Genomic DNA, 18,286 nt, shown 5'->3' on the forward strand with positions numbered 1-18,286 from the left:
TGTAGGTGCCGTCGATGAAGATTTGGTCGTAGACCCGGTTGGGATCGGGGGTGTTAGGGACATCGATAAGCCACAATGAGGTGAACCGGCGGTCGAGTGTGCGCCGGGAGACATTCAAGGTGTCGGCCACCTTGGTTAAAGAAGCAGTGCCGGTGACGTAGGTGTGAAACGCTTTGAAATCCCGGGTGTGGGTCTGATCGGGGCGGTGTCGTGTTGTTGAGCATCCGCAGTCAGGGTTTTTGCATCGCCACCTGGTTGTCCCTTTGGTTGTGGTGCCGTTTTTCTTCATTTGCCCAGCGCATATAGGGCATCGGGGTCTGTTTGGAGTCACCCAGAAAGACAACCAAGCCGCTGTTACCACATGCAGGAGCCATTCCGGTGGATTGAGCAAGAAACGGGCCTGAATAAGGTCTAGAACCTTATATAAGCCCGTTTTATGCGGCCTGACCAGCAAATAGGCTGAAAATCAGACACACTTTTTGTCACTTAACCCTCTTTTCCGGGCGTGTTGCGGTTATTTGATCCAGCCTTTTTGGATGCCGAGGTTGTGTTGGTAGCTGGTGTCGATGGCGGTGTCGTATTCTGCTGGTGCACCGATGTCATTGGTAGTGGCTGTGGTGTCGTGGGTGATCAGGTCTGTTGCTGTGGAAAGTGCGTCTTGACCCCATCGTTGGTCCCTGGCGATCTTGACCGGATCGTCAGGGACTTCTGTATGTAGATACAGCCACCAATCCATCACTGTGCGTTGATGCGGTAGTGATAGTCCGCGGTGTCTGCGCGCTAGTTCTTTTATGGGGGCGTTGATGCCACCTTCGAGGCTGTTTGTTGTTGCTGCAAGGTTGTCGGGGTCGATGGTTGTTGGTGGGGGTTGCAGGTAGGTAAACAGCAGGTCTCTGCGGTGCAGAGATAGCAATGATTGATAGGCCGCTCGGACGCGTTGGTGGGTGTAGACCTTGGTGTAGGCGCCGGTAACGGGGTCTTTGATGGTGGTTTTCTCGTTCATCCATTCCCGGTAGGTGTGGTCGAATTCGTGCAGGTGGGCGACCCATGTGGATGCTTGGTCAAGGTCGGTGATGCGAGTGAGTTTCAGGGCTAGGCGGTAGAGGGTTTTGCCGGCATCGGTGCGGGGGTTGCTGGTGGTGTGGCGGCGGACTGTTCGTTGGGCGTGGACGAGGCAGCGTTGGATGCGTGTTGTTGGCCAGCAGTGGTGGATGGCTGATTGGGCACCTTGTCCGCCGTCTGTGACTGCGATTAGTGGTGCGGCAATGGGGCGTAGGAGTTCGGTGTAGGCGGCGGTGGTTTCGTGTCTGGCCCAGGTCCAGTTGATGACGTGGGTTTTACTGGCTGCGATCAGGAGGCATCCGGACTTTAGATAGGTCGCGTCGAGGAAGATTTGGTCATGGATGCGGAATGGGTCGATGGTGGGTGTGGGGATGATCCACCAGCACCATCGGAATCGGTGGTGCATGGTTTGCCTGGTTACGCCATGGTGTGCGGCGAAGGTGGTTAGAGATTGGGTGCCGGTGGCCCATTGGATGAACAAAGCCATGGTGGCGGTGTTTTTGTTGTGGGTTTGGGTGTTGCGGGTAAAGGAGTGTCCGCAGTGGGTGCAGCGCCAACGGGTGGTTGATTTGCTGGTGGTGCCGTTTTTCTTTGTGTTGTTGCCGCATAGTGGGCAGCTGGGGCGGTTGGTGGTCATCCTTTAATCCAACCGGTGTGCGGTTAGCACAAATGTGGCCGGAGGTGCGGGATGGTGTGGGTAATAGCTTTCGGGGAGCTATTCTTTGGTGATTTGTGGTGTGTGGTCTGGGGTTATGGTGGCATGCGGACACACTTTTCTTTACTTAACCCTGTTTCTGCGTTCCATCCAGCGGGAGAGCGACCGTCGGTTCGTCTGCTGCGTCTTGCGCAGAATGTTCGACACGTGGGTCTCCACGGTCTTTACGGAAATGAACAGCCGCTCGGCCATCTCCTTATACGTATAGCCACGCGCCAACAGCCGTAGCACCTCGTGCTCCCGGGGCGTCAGCTCGTCGAGATTCGGCTGGTTCCCGCCCGCCGAGCCTTCCGACCCGGTACTTTCGGCCCCATCTTTCAGGACGCCGCCGCGCTGGCGTCCCAAATCTTGGGAGGGCGCCTGAACCTCGGGGGAGGGGGCGACGGAGGAGAACGCGTCGAGCACGTAGCCGGCCAACCGCGGCGAGAAGACCGCGTCACCGGAGTGGACCCGCGAGATGAAGCTGACGAGCTCGGGCCCGGAGGTGTTTTTCGTGACGTAGCCACGGGCGCCGGCGCGGATGAGCGTGATGACGTCCTCTGGGGAATCAGACACGCTCAAAACCAGAAAACGAGCTCCGGTATCCAGCGTGTTGAGCAGGACTTCGAGCCCGCCGCCGTCGGGCATGTGGACGTCCAGAAGCACCACGTCGGGACTGGTTTCGTGGATTTTGGTTATGGCCTGGGGGACGGTCTCGGCCTCGCCGACGATGGTGATGGGCTCCCCGGCAGCGGTGGTTGCGCCCGTGAGTTCGGTGCGTACACCAGCACGGAACATGGAGTGGTCGTCCACCAAAAAGACGCGGATGTCGGTCATTACTTGGGGCTTTCCTCTTCCTGATCGCTGTTGTTGGCGGGTCCGGCGTGGCCACCAGAGCCGGTGTGACCGCTGGGGTTGGCTTCGCTGCCACTGTGGCGTAGGCGTTTGTTCGGGTCCAGTGGCAGCGTGAGGATAACTTCCGTCCCGCCGGTGGTGTCGAATTCCACGCTACCGCCAGCCTTAGTCATCCTCTCGATGATGGAGCCCCGCACACCATGGCGGTCGGTTGGAACCTGATCGAGGTCGAAGCCGGGGCCCCGGTCGCGCACGAAGATCTCAATGCGGGTGGTGCTGAGCTCCGCATAGACGCTGATCTCGGTGCATCCGGAGTGTTTCGCGGCGTTGACCATCGCCTCGCGGGCGGCGAGCACCAGGTCGATGGATTCCGGGGTGCTGGGGATGTCCTCGCCCACGAGGACGGGGCGGATCTGCACTTCGTAGGCGTCCTCCACCTCGCCGCAGGCCACGCGCAGCGCGCCCATGACGGTGGTGGTTTCCACGGATTCGCCCTCGCCGAACAGCCACTGGCGCAGCTGGCGCTCCTGGCTGCGAGCTGCTGCCACGATGTGGGGTTCGGAGGAGTTTTTCTGAATCAACGCCAAGGTTTGGAGCACACTGTCGTGAATCCGGGAGCTGATGCGCTGCCGTTCGGCTTCGGCGGCTTTTTGCTGCATATTCTCAGATGCCATGCGCCAGAGGCGCAGCCAGAGCGGGACCAGCAGCACACCGAAGCCCACGACTAGCGCCAAGGCGGCGACCACAGCCCACAGGAGGACCTGGGGCGTAGTCGAATTATTCTCAGCGAGAAGCTGCCACACCAGCAGCACGACTCCGCCGAGCGTCAGCAGCGTGCCACCGATCAGAGATATCCACTGCACCCATGAAGGGCCGGCCATTTTAGGGGTGTCACCTGGTGCGTTTGCCGGGTCCCCGGCAGTCTCGGGGCGGTACGTCCGCCACACCAACACCGCACCAAGGATCGCGACCAGGGCTGGGAGCATGATTCCGCTATCCGCGTCGAAGGAAACACTGGAGGTAACCAGCACCGCCGCAGCCAGGAGCAGTAGCCAGCGGTGGGAACGAGCGCGCACAGCCGTGGGGCCCCGTGTGGCGTCGGTGAGCGCCCAGGTTCCGCAGTACAACCCCAGGGCTACCGGGGGAATCACACAGAGCACAACCGCGATGAGCCGAATAAGCAGGGTGGATAACCCCAGGTGCTCCGCCAACCCCGAGCACACGCCAGCGAGGACCCGGTCCGCCGAATTACGGCGGTACATGGGGTAGGGGTGCGGCAGCTCACTGCGTGGCTGGTTGGGCGTATCGGTCATAGGATTCAGTATTTCACGTCCCCCGGAGCCCCCACATCAGGGTAAAACCCCGATATTGTGCCAGGGGAGGGGAGGGAACTGTGACTCGCCCGTGGAAACCCTGAGCCGATAAAATCAGGGTTTCTCCCCGATGTGTGTTTGGGCTGGGATCAGCAGAGTTAGAAGCATGAGGAATTTCACCAACAGCAACCAATCCGGCGGTGAGCATCCAGCTGCCGGTTCCCAACAACCCACGTCTGCGTCCTTCTCTCAAACGGTCAGCGAGGTGTGGCGAACCCGCCCGTACCGTCTGCCGAAGAAGGACGGCTCCCGCGCCTGGATCAGCGGTGTCTGCGAAGGCATCGCGGTCCGCTACCAAGTTGACCCGCTGCTCATCCGAATCCTGTTCGTGGCTCTTGCTCTCGCGGGCGGCTTCGGTGTTGCCTTCTATGCGGCCGCTGTGCTTGCACTGCCCCGTCGCGGCCTGGAACAGCCGGCTGTAGAACGCCTCCTGAACTGGAAGATCCCCGAGGACTCTGCCCCGGGCGGCAAGGAACGGCAGGCCACGTTGAAGGCCGAGCGTCGCACCGCAGTATGCGCCACCATCGTGCTCGCCCTGTGCTTCATGGTGAGCGCCACGATCCTGCAGGTGGGTAGCTTGTTGCTGCTCCTGGTCTGTGCCGCGGGGGTCTGGTTCCTCCACAAGAGGACGCCAATCCCGCCACAGGTGATGCAAAATTTTAAATACCCCGCCGGTTTTGAGGGAACTGTTGCCGGTGCGCCCGGCGGGCCGGCGTCCACCGACGTCGCTGGTCCGGTGACGCCACCGAGCTGGAACTCCCTGGGCCCCACGGCCTTCGCCTGGGCTGAACATGAGGGTGCGGAGGACCCGGCGGGTGATACCGCGCATCAGGATTCTGAACCGAGCGACGGGGATCAGCCCCGGGCCTAGCACTCGCCGGCAACCGCTTGCGCTGCAGTACAAGGAGCCCTTCGGGGCTCCTTTTTCTTTTGCCCTAACCCGCCGCCGGGTCCTCCGGCCAGGCGTGCTTCGGGTAGCGGCCCCGCATATCCTTGCGCACCCCCTGGTAGGGACCGGCCCAGAAGCTCGCCAGGTCATCGGTCACTGCCACCGGCCGCTGCGCCGGGGAAAGCAGGTGGAATTGCACCCGCCGGCCCGCGATGCGCGGGGACTCCGTGAGGCCGAACGCGTCCTGTAGCTTCGTCGCCAACACCACGGGTTCGGCGAGGATCTCGGGGGCTGGCTCGGCCTGCCCCTCGCCGGAGCTCTCCGGGACGACCTCGTCTGTAGCCTCGCTGGCCGCGTCATTCACAGCGCCATCCGCGGCGCTTCCGATCAGCACCTCCGGGTAGGTCAGCCGCCGCGTCCGCCCGCTCGGCAGCTCCAGGGACTCCGGCGCGAGCTCGTCGATTGGCTGGTCCCACGGGATCAGCCCGCGCAGCAGGCTCGCGATATCGGGCCGCCGTCCCGCCGCAATATCCGCCGCGATAAAGCTCAACAGCTCCTCCGGCAGCCCCGCCCGCAGATCCGGGTAGCCCGACGCACGCTCGAAGCCAGCGGCCGCGGCGTCGTGCAGGTACTGCATGCGTTTCACCAGCTCGCGGGCGTTCCCGCTCAGCTGCAGCATCTCCTCCAGCTGTTCCGGGCTGGCCTGCGCAATCGCGGCGGACACCGCCTCTTCCGCCTCCGGCGCGCTGGGTTTGACCGGGGCGCTGCTCAACTCGACCGCCCCCACGACCGTCCGTTCCCGTGCCTGCACCCGCTTCTTCTCCACGCTGTAGCTCGCGGTCCTTTCCTTTACGACGCCACCGGCTGCGGCCAGGGCCAGCTCCTCGGAGATCGGCATGGCCGAGCGCAGGATCGAACCCGTCCCGGACTTCCGCGCGGACGCCGATTCGCTGCGCCCGATATCCGCCACCGCGAACCACTGCTCATTGTGCGGCGCATCCACCCCGGGCATGCCCTTCGGGATGACTGCCCCGGTGCCGCCCACGGTCAGCACCCGCTCCGACCCCGGGTCAACGCGCCGGGCCAGCAGGTCCGGCCGAGCGCAGGCGATCGTGTAGGCGATGGCGTCCTCCCCGGTCAGCGGGTCGCTGAGTTCACGTGGGGCGTGCGGCTGCAACAAGCGGACGAGCCTGCGCACCGCCGGGTCCTTCGGCGACATATCCCGGATGGCCCCGGCCGGGGCACGATGGGAGCTGGTGACGTCCAAAAACTGTAGAACACGGGCCACGAGCTCCACCGGGACGCGCCGGCTGGCGAGTAGGCCGCCGCGGGCGTGGCGTGGATCGAGGGGGAGCGTGACCAGCAGTTCCCCGAGTTCGGTGATGGTCCCGTCGGCGTCGATCGCTCCCAACTGGCGGAGCGTGGCAGCGGCGGCAGCGGCGTTGTTCTGGGGGAAGGGGTCCGGCAGCGCCAGGCCCTCACCCATGGGTGCGCCCCAGGCGGCGACGTCCAGCAGCGCGCCGGTGAGGTCGCTGGTCTGGATCGCAGGGGCGGCAAACTCCGGCAGTCGGGCCCACTCATCCGCGCTGATTAGGCGGAACACCGTGCCCGGGCCCTCGCGGCCCGCACGACCCGCCCGCTGCACGCAGCTGGCCTGGGCGGCGGACTCCGTGACCAGAACGGACATGCCGCGGGAGGAATCGCGCCGGGACACACGGGACAGGCAGGTATCCACGACGACGCGCACGCCAGGCACCGTGATCGAGGATTCAGCGACGTCCGTGGCGAAAATGACCCGGCGGGTGGGGTTGGCGCTGGTGGCCCCGCGCGGGTTGACGATCTCGGACTGCTGCTTCGGGCTGAGCTGGCCGTGCAGTGCAAAGGCGGTGAGCTCGGGGAAGTCGAATTGCTGGGCGAGCAGCTCGGTGCCACGGATGGTCGGGACGAAGGCCAGGATGTCGCCTTCGGTGGTCTCCTCGAGCGCGCGGCGAACCCCGGCGGCGATGAAGGCCTCGATGGAACCGGGCTGGCCAGGCCTGCTATCGCTGCGGCGGTGGGTGATGGAATCCGCCGCGGCGGCGTAGTGGATCTCCAACGGGTAGATCGGGGCTGGAACGTGCACCACCGCCTCCGGTACCCCGAGCAGATTCGCGAAACGCTGGGCGTCCACCGTCGCGGACATCGCTACGACCAGCAGGTCATCGCGCAACTCCCGCAGCTGGGCGGCGATGGCGAAGACCAGGTCGGACTCGATGTGGCGCTCATGCACCTCATCCACGACGATCGCGCCCACCCCAGGCAGGTCGGGGTCCCGCAGCATGCGCCGGAGCAGCACGCCGGGGGTCACCATCTCGATCCGGGTCTGCTTGGATACGCGGGAATCCCCGCGGACCGTATATCCCACTTTTCCGCCCAGCTCGGTGCCTCGCAGCTCGGCGAGGCGGGCAGCGGCGGAGCGGGCAGCCACGCGCCGGGGCTGGGTCACGATCACGCGCTGATCAGGGGCAACCAGATCAGCATCGGCGAGGAACTGCGGGGCCAGGGTGGTCTTGCCCGTGCCCGGCGGGGCGTGCACCACAGCCGCGCCGAACTCCGCGAGCGCGCTGAGCAGGGCCGTGCGGCCAGCGGAAAAGGGCAGATTAGGGGTGGGGGTGGTAGACATGCTGCCTATCAAATTAGCCCACGGTGGTGCGCGGTGCTGGCGGGCGCGGGAGAGGAAGAGCGCGGCCCCTTCGCCGTGAATCTGATGGGGCCGACTTAGCGGACGGAGGTCCGCAGCACGCTGAACAGGCCGTCGGCGGGGCCGATGACGTCGTCGCCGAGGACGTAGAGCAACAGCGAGACCAGAATCAGGGTGACGATCGAGATCACCAGGAGGGTCGACGTCACGGTGAGCCACAGTCGTGGGGTCGGGTCCTCGCCATCGCAGTAGAAGGGGAGCGTCGCGCGGGGCGCAGGTTGATCCTGCGGTGCGGGATCGATGGGTTGGCCATCGGAGGTGAGGAAGCCGCCGAGCGCGGGGAGGGTGGCCTTGAAGGTGCCGGTATCGCGGGGCTCGTCGTCCTCGGGGTGATCCTTCGCCGGGCGGGGGCGGTTCATCGACGGTGTGTTCATCGTGGCCCTCCTTTGCTTGTCTGGCGAACTGCTCGATCACGTTTTAATGGATGCCTGCTGCTCTCTGCGCTGGCCACCGTGGGGCAGCGCGACCCAAGAAGAGGCACCCGGGGTAGGGAGCTGATTTTAGCTAGATGAATACCATTTTCGCAAGCATCGAAACGGGGGTAATTTTCCGGAGGTAGCGATACTGGGAAAACTCTGACCAGCGGGTTTGAGAATGTTTTAACGCCGCGGCGGGGCTGAATTCTGCCTTAAGCAGAGGGCGATGTCTGCTGCGCCCGCTAGTGTGCACAGCGAAGTGCACGGCGAGCCGCGCGGGGCACAAGCCGCGAGCGGTGAATCAACACTTCGCACAGCCTAAACTCAAGGGGGAATTATGGATAAGCGCACATCTGACAATCATCGCCAGCCGGTCACGACCGTTCGTGGCAACATCATCGACGCCGACGGGGTGGTTCGCCCGCCCTGGGCTATGCGCTCCGAGCTGGAGCGGGAGTATTTCGACGAGGAATGGGGCCGGCCCGTCATCACGGAATCCGGCCTGCTGGAGCGGATTTGCCTCGAGGGTTTCCAGTCGGGGTTGTCGTGGGCGACGATCCTGCGCAAGCGTCGCGCTTTTAGGGATCACTTCTTCCTTTTCGACGCCACCCGCATCACGCAGATGAGCGCAGAGCAGCGCGAGGCGGCCCTCGCTGACCCTGCGCTGATCCGCAACTCGCGGAAGCACGCCGCGATCTATCGCAATGCCGAGGCCACGGTGGCCCTCCGGGAGGACCCGGAGCTGCAGGAGCTACCGGAAGGGCACCCTGCGCGGAAGATTCTGGGTGGGGCGGCGCGCCGCCTGCCCGCGGGCCTGCCGGTGCTGATCTGGTCCTACGCCCCGGCCGAGCACCAGCCTCCCAGCAACGTCGCAGAGATGCCTTCGGAGTCCGAGGAATCGGTGGCGATGGCCGCAGAGCTCAAACGTCGCGGCTTCACCTTCGTGGGTCCGACGACCTGCTACGCGTTGATGCAGGCCATCGGGATGGTCGACGACCGGGTGCCGGAGCCGGAAGCAGAGCAGCCTTAGGGATAGCCCTTAGAGCCAGCTCCAGGGGCAGCCCCTAGAAGCGGCTCTAGAGGAAGCCCTTAAAGGCGGGCTTTAGAGGCGGGCGGCGAGCTCCACGGCCTGTCGGATCGCACGCTTGGCGTCCAGCTCCGCGGCGACATCCGCGCCACCGACGATGTGGACCTTCTGCTCCACGCCCTCGCTGGTGCCGTCGGCCTGATCCGGGCGGACGGACTCCTGGCCGGTGCACAGCACAACGGTGTCGACCGGGATGACCAGCTCCTTGCGTTCCTCGCGGATGGCGGTCTCCAGGCGGGCGAGCTCCTCGGTGTCCTTGGCCTTCTTGGCCTTGGATAGCGCCTTCTGCAGCTCCTTGATGTCCTGGGCGGGCACCGTGATGTGCAGGCCCTCGGAGTCCAGCTTCTCGTAGGTCACGCCCACGATCTGCTCCACCCCGGCCATCGCCACCGCTGCGCGGTGCACCCAGCCGGTGGTCTTGCCCAGCCCACGACCCATGCGGGTGATCTTGCGCTGCAGCATGGTGACCTTGCGCAGCGGCTGCGGCGGATTCGGTCGGGTCAGGTTCGCGCGCGCCTCCGGGTCGGTGGTTACGCCCCACTGCTCGTTCCACTCGCGGATGGACTGCGGCTGGCCGCCACGGTCCTCCACCAGGAACTCAGTGACGTCGTAGCCGATGCCGCCGGCGCCGATGACGGCGACGTTCTTGCCTGCCTCCTTCTCGCGGCTGAGCAGCTCCGCGTAAGTCATGGCGCTCACGCCATCGACCTCGCCGCGCAGTGCCTCCGCCAGGCCCGGGAACTCCGGGATGCGCGGGGTCACGCCGCTGGCCACCACGACCTCGTCGAAGCCGGCCTCCAGCAGCTCCTCTGGGGTGCGCGGGGAGCCCAGGTGGATCGGTACCTCGCGCTTAGCCAGGCGGGCCTGCACGTTCTTCAGCGCCTCGACGAACTCCTCCTTGCCAGGGATTCGCATGGCCAGCTGGAATTGGCCGCCGACCTTATCGCTGGCCTCGAAGATCTCCACGTGGTGGCCACGCTCCGCCAGGGCCTCGGCACCGAACAGACCAGCAACACCAGCGCCGATGATGCCCACCCGCTTTGTGGTTCGGGTCGGCAGCAGCTTCAGCTCCGTCTCGTAACCCGCGCGCGGGTTGACCAGGCAGGTTGCCCGCTCATTGGTGAAGGTGTGATCCAGGCAGGCCTGGTTACAAGCGATGCAGTGGTTGATCAGCTCCGCCTCGCCTGCCGCAGCCCGGTTGACGAATCCAGCATCCGCCAGCATCGGGCGGGCCAGGGAGACGAACTCGCCGAAGGGTTCGCCACCGGTGCGGGCCTCGCCACCCTCCGGGTTGAAGGAGCCGTCCAACAGCTGCTCGGCGACCTGCGGGGTGTTGATGCGGTTAGCGATGACCACCGGCACATCCACGACCTTGCGCAGCTCGGCGGTCGCCCAGGCGAAGGCGCCACGCGGCACGGAAGTGACGATCGTCGGAACCTGCGCCTCGTGCCAGCCGATACCCGAGCTGAACATGTCCACCCCGGCGTCCTGCAGCTGGCGGGCCAACTCGTGGATCTCCTCCTGAGTCTGGCCACCTTCGACCAGGTCCAGCACCGAGATGCGGTAGTCGATGACGAAGTCCTCAGGGACCGCGGCACGAACCGCCTTGACGATCTCGATCGGGAAGCGCATCCGCTTCTCCGCAGAACCACCCCAGTCATCGGTGCGCTGGTTCGTGCGCTCCGCGAGGAACTGATTGATCAGGTAGCCCTCGGAGCCCATGATCTGCACGCCGTCGTAGCCGGCATCCTTGGCATACTTCGCCGCCTCGCCGTAGGCCTTGACCGTCGCGCGGACCTCCTCGTCAGAGAGCTCGCGGGCCGGGAACGGGGTGATCGGGGACTGGGTCGCGGAGGCGGAGACCGCCATCGGGTGGTAGCCGTAACGGCCAGCGTGCAGCAGCTGCAGGATGGCCAGCGCACCACCGGCGTGAGTGGCCTCAGTGACCTGGCGGTGGGCGTCGGCGATTTCCTGGGAGTTGAAGGGCTGGCCAAAAGGCGTCAGGTTGCCCTCCAGCACGGGCGGGTAGCCACCAGTCACGATGGCTGCAACACCGCCCTCCGCGCGCTCGCGGAAGAACTCGGCCAACTTCGGGGCGTCCTCGAGCTTGTCCTCGAGGCCGGTGTGCATGGAACCCATGATCACGCGGTTGCGGAAAGTCTTGCCGCCAACCTCGAAGGGAGAGAGCATCGTTGGGTACTGGGATTCTCCCGCCGCACCAGAATCGGCGGAAGAGCTGGAAGCGTTAGTGAATGCGGGGCTTGTCATGTTGCTGATTTTGCCCTAGCAAAGTGCCGAAGATGCGCAAATGCAATAAAAAGAAAAGCAAAAACGACTCGCCCAATCCGGCACCGTAGGATGGGCAACATGCAGCAAGATTTTCCTGTCGTGCCTATCCGTGACACCGAGATCCGGCTGGGGCAGTTCCTGAAACTCGCCAACCTCGTGGAAACCGGGGGAATGGCCAAGGACGTCCTCGCCGAAGGGGCGGTGTCGGTCAACGGCGCAGCCGAAACCCGCCGTGGCAAGGCCCTGCGAGACGGCGACCAGGTGACAATCACCGACCCCGAGACCGGCACCACCCTCGGCGCAGAGGTCGGAGCGAATGGCCGTAGTGTTGCCGATAGCGAAAACCTGGCTGAAGAGGACGACCTTGGAGAGTTCTTCGATGAAGCCACTGCCGATGACGACTTCGACCCCGAAAAGTGGAGGAATCTCTAATGCCCGCTATGCAGGCGCAACCAGGCATGCCGCTGTGGCTGGACCTGGCAACCACCGATATTGATGCCGCGAAGCGCTTCTACGCCGAACTCGTGGGCTGGGAATACCGCGAGCACGGCCAGGGCTATGCCGTCGCGACGAAGAACGGCATGCCCGTCGCCGGCATCGGAGCCATCCCGGAGGAGAAGATCTCCATGTGGGGCCTGGCGCTCTACACGCCGAACGTCACGGTCGCGCACAACGCCGCCGTCAACGCCGGTGCCCGTTCCGTCCTGGAGCCGCGGGTGCTCGGGGCCCCAGAAGGGGAGGGCGCCGATGGTGAGACCGACCGCGGCGAGATGGCCGTGGTCATCGACCCCAGCGGGGCGGCCATCGGCCTGAAGAATCCTGCGGATGAGCACGCGCTCTTCGCCGCGGGTGAGCCGGGCACGCCCGTGTGGCACGAGCTCATGGTCGGCCAGGGCTGGGACGAGACCCTGGAGTTCTACCACGAGCTCGCCGGCTGGGATATCCGCGTCGATAAGAACTCCGACGGCAGCCGCTACGCACTCGGCGAGTTCGAGGGCGCAGCACTCGTCGGCCTCTGGGATACCCAGGAGATGCAGCTGCCCTCCATGTGGACGCTCTACCTGGGGGTCGCGGACATCGACGCCGCGGTGGATACCGCCCGCGAGCTGGGCGCCCAGATCATCCGGGAGCCCTTCGACTCCGAGTTCGGCCGGGTCGCCATCATCACCGATCCCACGGGCGCGCTGCTGAATCTCACCGAGGTCGAGGAGTACGTCCCGGACGAGACCGAGGACTTCGAGCCCGACCTCTTCGCCGACCTCTAAAAGTCTTACGCCCGGGCAGAGAACTATCCGCCCGGGCGTAGCGCGCCGGGCGGAGGGGTAATCCAACCCAGCCGACATCGCAGGGTTCGCTGTCCCCAGCCCCTGCAGAGTCAGCTACCAGATGGTCACGCGCTGGTCCTCGGCCAGCCACATGCCATCGGCCTCGGTGACCTCCCAGGCCTGGTAGAACTCCGGGATATTCGACGCGACCACGTTGCAGCGGAACTCCGCCGGCGAGTGCGGGTCGATGGAGATGTACTGCGCGGACATCTGCGGGCGGATGGCCGTCTGCCAGACCCGCGCCCACTGCAGGAAGACGTGCTGCAGCGCCTCCCGGTACTCCGCGCTGGGGCCCTCGGGCGTCTCAACCTCCACGCCCTGGTCGCTCAGGTAGCGGCGCAGCGCGACGATGGCGATGCCCAGACCGCCGAGGTCACCGATATTCTCGCCCAGGGTGAAGGAGCCGTTGACCTTGTGCGCGGTCTCCCCGCGCTGCTTCAGTCCGGTCGGTACGAGACCTTCGAACTGCGCGACGAGCTTGTCCGTGAGCTGCGTGAACGCCGCACGGTCCTCCTCGCTCCACCAGGAATGCAGGTTGCCGTCGCCGTCGAACTTCGAGCCCTGGTCGTCGAAACCGTGCCCGATCTCGTGGCCGATGACCGCGCCGATCGCGCCGAAATTGCTGGCGGCGTCGGCGTCCATGCTGAAGAACGGCGGGCGCAGGATCGCGGCGGGGAAGGTGATGTCATTCATCACGGGGTTGTAGAAAGCGTTGACGGTCTGCGGGGTGGCGAACCAGGTCGCAGGATCCGTGGGCTTGCCCAGCTTGTTGATCTCGTAGTCGTGATTGAAACGGCTGGCCGCCCGCACGTTATCCAGCAGCTCGGCCCCGCCTGGGGCGAACTCCAGCCCATCGAACTCGCGCCACTTCTCCGGGTAGCCGATCTTCGCGCTGAACTTACCCAGCTTCACCAGCGCCTTTTCGCGGGTGGCGGGGGTCATCCACTCCAGGGTGGAGATGCGCTCGCGGTAGGCCTCGATGAGGTAGTCCACCAGCTCGAGCATCTTCTCCTTATATTCCGGCGGGAAATGCTCGGCGACGAACTTCTTGCCGACCTCCTCGCCGATCGCGCCCTCGACCAGACCCAGGCCGCGCTTCCAACGGGCACGCTGCTCCGTCGAACCGCTCAGGGTGCGGCCGTAGAACTCGAAACGCCGGTCGGTGAACTTCGCCGGCAGGTAAGGCGCACGGGAGTTCAGCACGCGCCAGGTCGCCCAGAGCTTCCAATCGTCCAGTGGCACGCTCCCGGCCAGCTTCGCGACGTGCTCAATGAAGCTCGGCTGGCTCACGATCACACGCTCGGCAGCCGCGCTACCAGCGGCAATGCCGGTGGCCTCGAACCATTCTGCGAAGGGGAAGCCCGTCGGCAGGTCCGCCACCGCCATCGGGTTGTGGGTCTTGTCCGCATCGCGGCTGGTCACGTTATCCCAGTGCCCCTCGGCAAGCGTGGTTTCGAAGCGCAGGATCGCCTCGGCGGCTTCCGCGGCACCCTCACCCGCGTGGCTTCCCGGCAGAGCCCGCCCCTCAGCGAGGTAGAGCTCCAGCATGTCCGTCACATACTCGCGGTAAGCGGCCAGCGTTTCCTGGTGCTGTTCCTGCCGGTAGTAGGCCTCGTCCGGCAGCCCCAGCCCGGATTGCACCAGGTAGGCGCGCTCGGCATCGCCCTCGGCGTCCTTGGCGACGAAGTATCCCGCCACACCGCCGACGCCAGCGCGGTCCAGCTCGCCCAGCTCGATGGCCAGCTCGCGAATATCCGCGGCGGCGTTGATCCCGGCCAGGTCGGCGTCCAGCGGTGCGAGCCCGGCCGCCTCGATGCCCTCCTCGTCCATAAAGGAGGAGTACAGCGCCCCGATCTGGGAATCGGCGGGCTGTGTCTCGACGATGGCGCGGACGTCCTTCTCAGACTGGTCACGCAGCTGGTGGAAGGTGCCGTCGACGGCCCGGTCTGCGGGAATCTCGTGGCTGGCCAGCCACTGCCCGTTGACGTGGCGGTACAGGTCCTGAGCAGGCGAAATAGTCTCGCCCGCGGCGGCCTCGGTGATGTTATCCGGCAGTTCCGGCTGGCTGGATGTTGTCTTCTTTTCGCTCATGTTCCCCCACTGTAGTGCGCGCTGCAGACACGGCGTCGTCTTCTCTTTTTAGGACGTCACCCCGGTCGGCGACCGTGCCACCCGCCGGACCAGTGTTGGTGGACATGGGGTGTGTCTGGGGCGGGGGCTACGATGAAAAAAATGGATCGGAGACAGTTGACGGCCCCGAGCGTGCCGTTCGGGAAGGCGCGGCGAAACCGCTACGTCGCCGCGGTGGGAGCAGCGGCCGTGGTGGGGCTCGCGGGGCCGGTGGCGGTGAACGCCGCGCTGAGCGCCGAGGCGCCGGCTCACTACGCGAACCCGGCGGAGGCTTTCGATGAAAACCTGATGAGTTTCGCGGACTGGCCCCTGGACTTCGGTGTGCTGCGTGACTGCGCCGCACCGATCACCGAGGATGCGATGGTCACGCCGGAGTTCTCCTGCCCTTCCTCCCAGGTGGAGGTCGTGAGCATGCTCTCAGTGAAGGACCAGGCGCTGGCGGTGGACCGGGCGATCCGGGCGATTAACTTCGCGGATCTGCAGAGCATGCGACCCGTCCGGTACACGGAGACCGCACTCGAGATCGCCCCGGCGCTGAAGGAGCGCACCGGGGTGACTGACGTCTGGGTGACCGACTACTACGAGGTAGCCGCCGCCAACGACGAGGGCGAGGACGTCGACCCATTTTCCGATGCCGACCTCAGTCGGACGGTCGGGTTCTTCCGCGAGGATGACGGCGGGGGCGGTGAGGGCACTCTCGTTAGCCTGCAGGTCACGGCCCGGGGAGTGGATAGCACGAAGGCGATGGTCAACGAGCTGCTGAAGACCGCCGAGCTGCGACCAGAGGCCGTCACCGAGGTCTCTCCACAGCAGCAGGAGGGAGGCCGATGATGCTGCCGGAACAGCAAACCCAGGGGCGCAGCAACCCTGCCGACTCGACACCGCAGAGGAGCGCCCTGCCACTGCCGATCTCCGAGGCTGGCTCCGCGCTGGGCATGTCGCCGGAGGTTGCCTCGGGTCCCCGCATTCGGCGTGGTGGGGTCTATATCTGCTTCACCCTGCTGGCGGTGCTCTGCACAGTATTGGCCATCTTCGCGCTGCTGCTAGCGACGCCGTCGGCCCCTGGGCTGCCACTGCTGGTTGCCCTTGACATCTCCATTGCTCTGGTTGCCGTGGCCTGGTGGGGGCTCAGCCATCTGCGCTGCTATCGGGGTACGCCGCGACGATTGGTGGCCATGGCGCTGTGGTGGGGTGCTAGTGCCAGCAGCGTGCTTGCGGTATTCACCGCGGCGGATGCGGCCAGCGAGATTCCGGAGAAGCTTGGCCTGCCCATCCTCTCGACGGCTTTTGGTGGGGCCTGGCCGGAGGAGATCACGAAGGCCCTGGGTATCTGGATGCTGCTGTGGATCGGCCGCGATTGGTGGAACCGGCCGCACCATGGCCTGCTCGCCGGTGTGTTCGTTGGCCTCGGAATGGAGGTTTACGAGAGCTCGCTCTACGCGCTGTTCCTCGGTGTTTTGCATCCCTCCTCGGACGTAGTGGGGGCAGCTTCTGCGTACGGCATGCGGCTGCTGTTCGGTATCGGCCTGCACGCGGTATTCAGCGGCCTCGTTGGATACGGCATCGGGCGGGCGCTGTGGGGGCCGCGCGAACGGAGCCGAATGTGGCGCTTCGGGCAGGTCTTCGGCTGGGGTTTCGCCGGTTTTGCGCTGCATTTCTTGTGGAATATCAGCTGGCCGGAGCCAGCGGCACTGTTCGCGATGGCGGCCGTATGGGTCGCCGGGGTTGCCGCGTTAGCCACGTGCTTCTACCGGGAGGAGAAGGCATTGCGGCAGGTCGAGGGCGGTTTCAGCGAGCCCTAGCGGGCGCCTCGCCCTGGGTCGCGGTGCCGCCGCGACGGGGAAAAACATAGCCCCGCAATGGGGCTTTTGTTAATTACAGTGGTGTAAGGTGCTGGGGATGACGTGCGATACAGGTGTGAAAAGAGTGAAAGTTGGGTACTCTATTCCACATGCGTTCACTGCCTTGGCGCCGCACGCGCCGTACCTCGACCCCTGCACGCCTCACGGCAACTGCCCTTTTGGGCACCTCTGCCACCGTCGCCGCGCTGATGGCGAGCCACGTGATCCCGGTGCCCTCCTGGGCCATCCCGGGTATCGACGTCGCCTCCCACCAGCACCCGGGTGGCGCAGCCATCGATTGGAACACCGTCGCTGCCAGCGGCCAGAAGTTCGCCTTCGTGAAGGCCACCGAGGGCACCAACTACACCAACCCCTACTACGCCTCGGATTCGGTAAAGGCCCAGCAGGCCGGCATCATCCCGGGCAGCTACCACTACGCCCGCCCGGGTTGGAATGATCCGCGCGCCGAGGCCCGGTTCTATGCCTCCGTGATAGCGACCGGCCCACAGCCCTCCCTGCCGCCGGTCCTCGACCTCGAGGAAGATCAGGGCCTTAGCCCGGAGCAGCTGCAGCACTGGGTGCGTGAATGGATCGACGAGATCAAGATCCAGACCGGCCGCCAGCCGATCATCTACACCTACTACTCCTTCTGGAAGCAGAAGATGGCGAACACCACGGAGTTCTCCGAGTACCCGCTGTGGCTGGCCTACTACTCGAACAGCCTGCCGGGAGACATCCCGGGCGGCTGGGACGAGGTCACCTTCTGGCAGTACAGCGGCAACGGTTCCGTCGACGGCGTGATCACCGACGTCGACCTGAACGAGTACTACGGTGACGACGCCCAGCTCCAGGCCCTCGCCGGCGACATGGCGGACAATTCCCCGGCCGGCGAGACCTCCAACCAGCTGGCAGCGACCCAGCCGATCGTCGAGAAGGAAGCTCAGATCGTCAACGAGATCGAGCACCAGACCGGCGTCAACATGCCGATCACCTCGGACTTCGTGGTCCAGCTGCTCGGCGTCGTCGGTGGTCGCGTGTCCCCGGAGACCTTCATCAACAGCGCGCTGCCACAGCTCACCGCCCCGGTGGCCGCAGCGATCTCCCAGCAGCTCGGCGTGCCGCAGGAACAGGTTGCGGAGAAGATCCAGCAGGGCCAGGAACTCCTGCCTGCACTCACCGCGCTGGCTGGCGCCCTGGGCGAGGCTCGCCAGAACGGTGGCGTGCCCACCGAGGCGATCCAGCAGCTGCTCAACATGGCGGGCCAGTCCGGTGCCCTGGGCAGCGCCGGCAGCAGCTCCAGCGTTGACCTGGGCCAGCTGCTCCGCGTGATCCAGACCGTCGGCGGCACCCAGGACTGGGCAGGCCAGCTGCAGAACGGTCAGCTCAACGTCGACCCGAACGCGCTCCAGGGTCTCCTGCGCGCCCTGAGCTAAACGCCGGAGCACACCCGCTCGCCAAAGTTAAAGCCCGCGGCTCCTCTCGAGGTACGAGGAGCCGCGGGCTTCGTCGTTGCCGGGGCAGTTAACGCTTGAGGCAGCGGACGCTTGAGGCAGTTAGTACTGCTCGCGCACAGCTAGTGTTTCTC

At 65.3% G+C, this 18,286-nt stretch carries 14 protein-coding genes and 1 pseudogene; 7 read left to right on the forward strand and 8 right to left on the reverse strand.

All coding sequences use genetic code 11. The annotated features are described in order from the left end of the window. From HMPREF3088_RS10055 to HMPREF3088_RS02355, 4 genes and pseudogenes are all read right to left on the reverse strand, one after another. Positions 1-289: pseudogene (locus HMPREF3088_RS10055) on the reverse strand (IS256 family transposase); the annotation flags it as partial. Between the two features lie 225 nt (positions 290-514). After that, a complete protein-coding gene (locus tag HMPREF3088_RS02345; protein WP_070758201.1) occupies positions 515-1,699 on the reverse strand; it encodes an IS256-like element IS3503 family transposase in 1,185 nt (394 codons plus the stop codon). A gap of 141 nt (positions 1,700-1,840) precedes the next feature. Then, positions 1,841-2,593 carry a LuxR C-terminal-related transcriptional regulator gene (locus tag HMPREF3088_RS02350; protein WP_070758202.1) on the reverse strand — a complete coding sequence of 251 codons (753 nt, stop codon included), beginning with the start codon at positions 2,591-2,593 and terminating at the stop codon, positions 1,841-1,843. Beyond that, positions 2,593-3,924, reverse strand: coding sequence for an ATP-binding protein (locus tag HMPREF3088_RS02355; protein WP_070758204.1), 1,332 nt, complete (start codon positions 3,922-3,924; stop codon positions 2,593-2,595). The genes HMPREF3088_RS02350 and HMPREF3088_RS02355 overlap by 1 nt, the downstream gene beginning before the upstream one ends. A 166-nt stretch (positions 3,925-4,090) precedes the next feature. Here HMPREF3088_RS02355 and HMPREF3088_RS02360 point away from each other — a divergent pair, with 166 nt between their 5' ends. Beyond that, positions 4,091-4,855, forward strand: a complete 765-nt coding sequence (locus tag HMPREF3088_RS02360) for a PspC domain-containing protein (protein ID WP_246818005.1) — start codon at positions 4,091-4,093, stop codon at positions 4,853-4,855. A gap of 64 nt (positions 4,856-4,919) precedes the next feature. Here HMPREF3088_RS02360 and HMPREF3088_RS02365 read toward each other — a convergent pair whose 3' ends face one another. Both HMPREF3088_RS02365 and HMPREF3088_RS02370 read right to left on the reverse strand, forming a co-directional pair. Further along, positions 4,920-7,535 carry an ATP-dependent helicase C-terminal domain-containing protein gene (locus tag HMPREF3088_RS02365; RefSeq protein WP_070758208.1) on the reverse strand — a complete coding sequence of 872 codons (2,616 nt, stop codon included), beginning with the start codon at positions 7,533-7,535 and terminating at the stop codon, positions 4,920-4,922. Positions 7,536-7,630: 95 nt separating this feature from the next. Then, positions 7,631-7,987, reverse strand: a complete 357-nt coding sequence (locus tag HMPREF3088_RS02370; RefSeq protein WP_070758210.1) for a hypothetical protein — start codon at positions 7,985-7,987, stop codon at positions 7,631-7,633. A 379-nt stretch (positions 7,988-8,366) separates the two neighbouring features. Between HMPREF3088_RS02370 and HMPREF3088_RS02375 the strand changes: the two genes are divergently transcribed. Then, the gene (locus HMPREF3088_RS02375) at positions 8,367-9,059 is read left to right on the forward strand and encodes a DNA-3-methyladenine glycosylase I (RefSeq protein ID WP_070758212.1); all 693 of its coding nucleotides are present in this window, start codon (positions 8,367-8,369) and stop codon (positions 9,057-9,059) included. A gap of 72 nt (positions 9,060-9,131) precedes the next feature. On the opposite strand, the gene HMPREF3088_RS02380 is transcribed toward HMPREF3088_RS02375, so the two are convergent. Then, entirely contained in the window at positions 9,132-11,384 is a 2,253-nt protein-coding gene (locus HMPREF3088_RS02380) for an NADPH-dependent 2,4-dienoyl-CoA reductase (protein ID WP_070758214.1), read from the reverse strand. 90 nt (positions 11,385-11,474) lie between these two features. Between HMPREF3088_RS02380 and HMPREF3088_RS02385 the strand changes: the two genes are divergently transcribed. Both HMPREF3088_RS02385 and HMPREF3088_RS02390 read left to right on the forward strand, forming a co-directional pair. Then, positions 11,475-11,837: an RNA-binding S4 domain-containing protein gene (locus HMPREF3088_RS02385; protein ID WP_371260091.1), complete on the forward strand. Its 363-nt coding sequence runs from the start codon at positions 11,475-11,477 to the stop codon at positions 11,835-11,837. Next, positions 11,837-12,670 (forward strand): VOC family protein, encoded by an 834-nt coding sequence (locus tag HMPREF3088_RS02390; RefSeq protein WP_070758216.1) that lies wholly within the window; start codon positions 11,837-11,839, stop codon positions 12,668-12,670. The genes HMPREF3088_RS02385 and HMPREF3088_RS02390 overlap by 1 nt, the downstream gene beginning before the upstream one ends. Positions 12,671-12,784: 114 nt before the next feature. Here the strand turns inward: HMPREF3088_RS02390 and HMPREF3088_RS02395 are convergent, their stop codons facing one another. Further along, positions 12,785-14,821, reverse strand: a complete 2,037-nt coding sequence (locus tag HMPREF3088_RS02395; protein WP_070758218.1) for a M13 family metallopeptidase — start codon at positions 14,819-14,821, stop codon at positions 12,785-12,787. A gap of 141 nt (positions 14,822-14,962) precedes the next feature. Here HMPREF3088_RS02395 and HMPREF3088_RS02400 point away from each other — a divergent pair, with 141 nt between their 5' ends. The 3 genes from HMPREF3088_RS02400 to HMPREF3088_RS02410 all read left to right on the forward strand — a co-directional run bounded on the left by HMPREF3088_RS02400 (position 14,963) and on the right by HMPREF3088_RS02410 (position 18,134). Further along, complete coding sequence (locus tag HMPREF3088_RS02400; protein ID WP_246818006.1) at positions 14,963-15,691, forward strand: hypothetical protein; 729 nt, start codon at positions 14,963-14,965, stop codon at positions 15,689-15,691. Next, positions 15,688-16,662 (forward strand): PrsW family intramembrane metalloprotease, encoded by a 975-nt coding sequence (locus HMPREF3088_RS02405; protein WP_070758221.1) that lies wholly within the window; start codon positions 15,688-15,690, stop codon positions 16,660-16,662. The genes HMPREF3088_RS02400 and HMPREF3088_RS02405 overlap by 4 nt, the downstream gene beginning before the upstream one ends. A 149-nt stretch (positions 16,663-16,811) precedes the next feature. Next, complete coding sequence (locus tag HMPREF3088_RS02410) at positions 16,812-18,134, forward strand: glycoside hydrolase family 25 protein (protein ID WP_070758223.1); 1,323 nt, start codon at positions 16,812-16,814, stop codon at positions 18,132-18,134. Positions 18,135-18,286: the final 152 nt, after the last annotated feature.

Origin of the sequence: Corynebacterium sp. HMSC22B11, assembly GCF_001815965.1 — a bacterium.
In the GTDB taxonomy this organism is placed as follows: domain Bacteria; phylum Actinomycetota; class Actinomycetes; order Mycobacteriales; family Mycobacteriaceae; genus Corynebacterium.